At 49.4% G+C, this 5,728-nt stretch carries 7 protein-coding genes; 1 reads left to right on the top strand and 6 read right to left on the bottom strand.

Annotated elements, in window-relative coordinates:
• The 6 genes from OIU19_RS25185 to OIU19_RS25160 all read right to left on the bottom strand — a co-directional run.
• Window positions 1–346: hypothetical protein (locus OIU19_RS25185; protein WP_264237294.1), on the bottom strand; the 346-nt coding region annotated here is incomplete at its 3' end.
• A gap of 75 nt (window positions 347–421) precedes the next feature.
• Window positions 422–697, bottom strand: coding sequence for a hypothetical protein (locus OIU19_RS25180; RefSeq protein WP_264237293.1), 276 nt, complete (start codon window positions 695–697; stop codon window positions 422–424).
• 10 nt (window positions 698–707) lie between these two features.
• The gene (locus tag OIU19_RS25175; RefSeq protein ID WP_264237292.1) at window positions 708–2,033 is read right to left on the bottom strand and encodes a hypothetical protein; all 1,326 of its coding nucleotides are present in this window, start codon (window positions 2,031–2,033) and stop codon (window positions 708–710) included.
• A gap of 159 nt (window positions 2,034–2,192) precedes the next feature.
• Entirely contained in the window at window positions 2,193–2,567 is a 375-nt protein-coding gene (locus tag OIU19_RS25170; protein WP_264237291.1) for a hypothetical protein, read from the bottom strand.
• Window positions 2,564–3,694 (bottom strand): hypothetical protein, encoded by a 1,131-nt coding sequence (locus OIU19_RS25165; RefSeq protein WP_264237290.1) that lies wholly within the window; start codon window positions 3,692–3,694, stop codon window positions 2,564–2,566. Before OIU19_RS25165 ends, OIU19_RS25170 begins: the two co-directional genes overlap by 4 nt.
• A 30-nt stretch (window positions 3,695–3,724) precedes the next feature.
• Complete coding sequence (locus tag OIU19_RS25160; protein ID WP_264237289.1) at window positions 3,725–5,185, bottom strand: hypothetical protein; 1,461 nt, start codon at window positions 5,183–5,185, stop codon at window positions 3,725–3,727.
• A 167-nt stretch (window positions 5,186–5,352) separates the two neighbouring features.
• Here OIU19_RS25160 and OIU19_RS25155 point away from each other — a divergent pair.
• On the top strand, window positions 5,353–5,728 hold a 376-nt coding region (locus OIU19_RS25155; RefSeq protein ID WP_264237288.1), incomplete at its 3' end, for a hypothetical protein.

The following is a 5,728-nucleotide window of genomic DNA, read 5'->3' as shown; positions in this document are numbered from 1 at the left end:
TTATTTCGTCCATGTGGAAGCTGTCGAGCTTCTTCTCTTCCATCAGCATTTTCGCGCCGTTACGGCTGGTGACCTTGAAGCTTTCGCCGGTATGCAGAGCCACTACCTGGGTATCGGGAGTGAATTGCGACAGCTGCAGGTTCCAGCCCTTGCCGTAGCCTGTGTCTTGCTGATTGAGCGGGTTGAAGAACAGCGCCAGGGGCAGGCTTGGGCCAAGCAGGGCGTTGGCTGCGACCTGCGGCAAGGTGAGCGACACCGTGTACTGGCCAGTGCGCGGATCGACCCCGCTTTGCAGGAAACTCATGAAGTTGAAGGCGTTGGAATGCAGGGCGGTCGTGGCGGTCATAGTTTTACCCGTCGCTTAGTGTAGTAAGCCAGGAAATGTACTAATTCACTATTTGTAAATAAAACATTGAAGGGATTACGTTATTTTGATAAGGCCTGGGGCGACTAAACCAGGGTCGGCTGTTTTTAGATCGCCCCACCTCAGCCAGCCGGTGGTGGTGATGTGCAGGACACTTTTGAAGGTGTAGGTTGTGTCCTTGCCGGGAACGGTAAATTGTTCTGTGGCGCGCAAGTCCATAATTTTAATATAACGATCATCTTTGACACCGACATAAACAGTTCCGTCATCATAATAAGGGTACGTTAGACGTGAGGTCGGGTCAGGCAAGGTGTCAGCTCGATAGATTCGCATGTGTGAGCCTCTAAAATATTAATGTGTCACGGTGGCGGCTTTGGTTTTTCGGGATGAAGCCAAATACTTTTGTGAAACGGTTGCCGTCGTTGTCGTAAAATTCAAGCAGGAGGTTTTTGGCGTAGCCCTCAAAAAGCAACGCGCGCTGTTTCTGGCTTAGCTTGTTTATTGCGAGACGGGATAAGCGATGCACAGAAATAATGACAGAATCATCGTCAGGTTTACGTTCGACTTTCAAGTTATGCAGTGAAGAAAATACCGGGATTTCTAGTAGCTCGCTGTCGAAAATGACATTGGGTTGGTCTTTTGTGAGTATAACTCCTGTTACACTGCAAACAGAATCGGCTGGTATGTCGCGTTCAAATCGAACAATGGATTTGCGTGGTTCCTGTTTCGGTGGTTCGTCCTCGTCTTTGACGGTGCAGAACTTGAAGCCGCCCTTTACCGTGATCTGGTAGTATTCGTATGTGTCGAGATTCATCTCGTAATCATAGGGAACACTGTCGTTGACAAAGCCAAATCGTAAAATTGGCCACGTGGACATTATTAGTTGAGGCGTATTAAATGGTAATACGGCAACTTCAAATGTGTTGGTTTGTTCGGTGAAGAAGTGCCACCAGCCATACTTGTCTTGTAAGCCGGCGTATAGTTTTTTTCGCGAAGCTGGCGGTGCGAGACTGTGCAAGTAAAAAATGCGTGAGTCGTCGGAGGTTTTTTTGTGGTGTTCGCTCGTTCTAGGTCGGTCGCTCGCTAGATAAAAATCTGAATTTCGCGCAGTGGCCAGCGCCCAGTCTGTACTGAGTGATTCTAATATGGGGCGTGGCGTTGTGTACTCGAGAGAAGGGATGGCCTGGTGACTATAGTAGTCAAATAAAGAGAATGTTTTCCATTCATCTTCAGTGACTTTTTCCTCTCCATCCATTTTGATCTGAACCTTCATGGCCAGTTGTTGAGCGCCATTACCAAACATATAGGCTCTGAGGGGGAGAGGGGGCGAAAAATCTGGAAGATCAATTGTCCCGGATTGTACGGCTCCTTGTCCGAATTGGAAATCATGATGATGATTTAAAGTCGCTTGGCCAACAGCAGGATAAGTTACATTGTTGTGCCGAAGTTGACAAGAAACCTTCGAGCGGCCAGACGCTTTATTCGATTCATAGAGGCCGCCAGCAGTGATCGTGCCTGAGTCACAGGTCCAAACTCGCGTTGCCTCTGGAATAAATTCCGGGTCTGCCAAGAAGTGAACCTTATCGTTGAGTGAAAGGCTGGAAACCACGTCTGGTAAGATGAGAACGCCCCCACTGAAGTTGGCGTGCTGTCCAAAGCTTGGATTCATTTATTACTCCTACTGAGGTGAGGTGGTCGCAGAATTAACGGTCCCGCTGGAAGTTCTATTCGTCTTTCGTTGTCTTTCGTTGTCTTGGAGGTATATGGGTTTAAAGTTTTAGGGTGCTCAAAAGCACTTTTGTGCTGGGTGTGTTAGGGGGCTTGAATGCTATCGTATGTTCATTTTGGTGAAGATATGATTGTCGGTCGTGGCATCGTTGCCCGTGATTTTGAACACCCCAGGTGCAATTACACCACCAGGGTGTATTAGGGCTGAGAGATATTCGATAACGCCAGTGTTTGTGCTGAAGTTAGTAGTCCTCAGTACAATCCGGGTGAAAAAATGTCCAGGGTCGAGCATGTAACCAGACCCTATTTCGATCTCCCATGATGAAGGTATATTCTCAAGTTTGAAATACTTGGCGGACACGGTGGCGGAACCGTCCGGATGCGCAGGAAGATAAGGATATTGAGCGCCTTGCTGGATGTCGAGATACCAAGCGGATAAGGCAAAGTCAGGGTCGTTCGACAGTAAAATTCTCATAGCATGCTCTCGCTGATGACGTTTCTATGGTAATTTTGGCCTTTCGCAACAAATGAAATGGTTTGTTCGATTTCGTTTCCTTGCTGATTGCGGAAAATTAGAGTCAAGCCTTCACCCATGCTGCTGAACAGGGTTTCGAGAGCTTCTTTTTCAATTAGATGTGCAAAGATATCATCGAAGCGGTGAACCGAAATGACGATGGTATGGTCATCGAGTGGCCCCTGAACGGGGAGCTCTGATAGACGATCTTTAAAAGCTGGACTTAGATCGGAGTCGGAAAGCCGTTTATCAAAAGTTATGTGTTTTTGGTTTTTGTGTGTGATCAGGCCGGTGACAGTGCATAGCCGTTCATCAGTATGGTCCCGCTCGAAGCGTACAATGGAACCACGCTTTATTAAGCTGCTGTCGTGATACTCTTTGACATTGCAGGTTGTGAATCCTCCCGGCACATGCACTATAAAATACTCTATGGTCGTGAGGTTGTAATCGTACTTGTATGTTTCGGTGTATCCGGCTTCGTCGTTCCTAAGGATGTAGTCGAATCCGGCTATATTTTTTGAAGTGATTGTGATTTTTGGTGGGGTTGGGCGGCGTGTAATCGATATATTAATTGACTGATTAGTTATGATGTGTTTCTTTCCATCGGCATCGGTCACGCACACATAAAAATCTGTTGCGCCAGTGGTCTCGGCAACTGTGCTGTGAAGGTACAAAACTCTATATGTCCAGGCGTTTGAATATTCCTCTGCGTTCATCACGGTGGATGCGTCATGCGCCTGCTCGTAGACAGTGCTTCTGATTGGCGTACAGGCCCATTTGCCAGAGACCTCTAGAAGCGGTGGTTCACCGTCTTTGATCGGTAAAACCTCGACTTCAGTTTCTTTATCGCTGTGAAGCAGGGTGAGCGAGTCCCATTCTTCAGGTGAAACCACACCGCCCGCTCGCCAGAGTTTCACGCGTATAGCCAGTTGTTGCGCACCGTTGGCATACAGGCTGCCGCGGGGCTTAGATGCGTTTGCCGAGGGGAAACCGTCAAGTGTGATTTCGTAATTTAGGGTTTGCGCATCCGCGAGGAGGTGTGCCTCGGCTGATGTATTGTGCAGGGAGGTAGGTGATACATTTTCCATGGGCGAATCCTCTGCCGAAGCGGCCTGGAGTCAATCAATCAGTTGCAAGGTCACCGATTTAAAAGGCTGAGCAGGGCCGCCGTTTTTAAATTTGAATTGGCCAGTAATCACCAAATGGCTACCCCGTTGTACTTTAATAAGTTCTGCGCGCGGCAGTGTTATGATTGCGGCCTGCCGTTGGACATCCTGCGCGCTAACGATATGTTCCAGCGTGTAATTTTTTCGCTCTTTTTCATATTTCAATGAAACATTTAAGGTGACGATCTGCCCCTGTTTCATGAATGGCCAGCGGTTAAGTTTAAGGGTGGCACCGCTCACGGCAGGCGTCAGGTTTTTCAGCGCCAATGTGCCCTCTCCATAGGTTTCGACACACTGAATCGCTGGCATTGAACTCAGTGGAATGTTGTTGAGCTTAATGTTTAGTAGCGGGGAACGTTCGTATGTGATTCCATCGCATACTTCGTAGTACCAGTTCAGCGATTCCCCGATGTAGGAAGAGAATATGGCTTCCGGAAACGGAATCACGTTGTCTTGCTCTTCGGTCGGAGGTTTCATCACCACGCTGGCGAGTAATGTGCCTTGCTCGGTACTTACGCAACCCAGGACGGTCGCATCCTGTATTTCGGCTTTTTTGGGGATCTCCAGGACAGCGGCCTGGCGTATGACAATCGCGGCGATTTCACTGTGAACAGCACCTGCCAGGACGGGAGCGGAAAGGAATCGAGATTTTTTCACAGTGAGTTCGCCTGTCTTGGAGCTGAGGGCGAATGACGTGTTTGCAACCTGGGCGCTGAGTTTAAGCTGGTGGCCAAGTAGCTGATCAAACCAGGCCTTCTCGATGGTGAAGTTTAACCGCTTGTTGGTTACATCATCGGTGTTGGCCCTGCGCCATTGTTGAGTGCTGGCAACGATTGAATCTGCTTCGTTGAATGCCTGAATCACCAGCACCCCTTCAGCATTTTCCTCAACATCATCGTAGCGAAGCGTTACTGTCGCTCCCTCGGCGCCAATCAATGCTGGATTCAGAAATCCATTTTCAGTGCCGGGGATAGTCGGTGGCTCGAGGTGGTTGTCTGACTCGTGTGTTTCTAAAATATCGAAGCGTTGTTCAGAGGAGCTGAATTTTGGCTCGTTTGAGTCCTTAGCCAAAACGGTATAATTGGCCTTGATGTAGTGGTTTTTCCAGGCTGAAAATTCACTGTCGGCTAGTCTAAATTCGATGAGTGTGCCGGTTTCTTCTATCGTGATTGGCCAATGTTTTATTTTGGGCGGACGGTCATCTCGGAAGCCCTGCCAGGTGAGCTTAACGATGTCGCCGAGTCCCATGCTTGAATGCGGTAATATAAACACGCTTGCAGGCTGTTGCTTCAGCTGATCTATAGCAACGACGGATTCATTTGATGGGTAAATATGCACTCGCGCTAGTTCATTATCGGTTATGCCAATGCGCTCGAGATCCGGGGGGGCAGCGAGCGGATCAGTGGATTTCATTGCCATGTCCTCGTTATTTGCGCAGTAGTGCGGTCATCGTTTACCCAACTTTTACCGCACGGGCTCACGCGATGAAACTGGCAAAAATGCTAGGTGTGGATCGATCGGGTCGTTGCTAGCGTGTGGGGTAGCTCTTCATAGCCCGAACATCACGAGGCCGACTGACCATGACCGCCACGACCGCCACGACCGCCCTGCATTCCAACGCCTTCAACTTCATGAGTTTCCTGCAAAGCGGCGTCGACCCGCGCACCGGCCAGTACACGGTGTCGCTCACCTTGCCGCAGGTCGCAGCCAACGCCCTGCTTGGGCCAAGCCTGCCCCTGGCGCTGTTCTTCAACCCGCTCAATCAGCAAGACACAGGCTACGGCAAGGGCTGGAAATTGCAGCTGTCGCAATTCACTCTCGATACCCAGGTGGTGGCTCTACATACCGGCGAAAGCTTCAAGGTCACCAGCCGTAACGGCAAGGTCACCAGCCCTAACGGCGCAAAAATGCTGATGGAAGAGAAGAAGCTCGACAGCTTCCACATGAACGAAATAG

This window comes from Pseudomonas sp. BT-42-2 (assembly GCF_025847435.2).
Classification (GTDB): domain Bacteria; phylum Pseudomonadota; class Gammaproteobacteria; order Pseudomonadales; family Pseudomonadaceae; genus Aquipseudomonas; species Aquipseudomonas urmiensis.
Note: the sequence above shows the minus strand (reverse complement) of the source record. Positions and strands in the feature narration are given on the sequence as shown.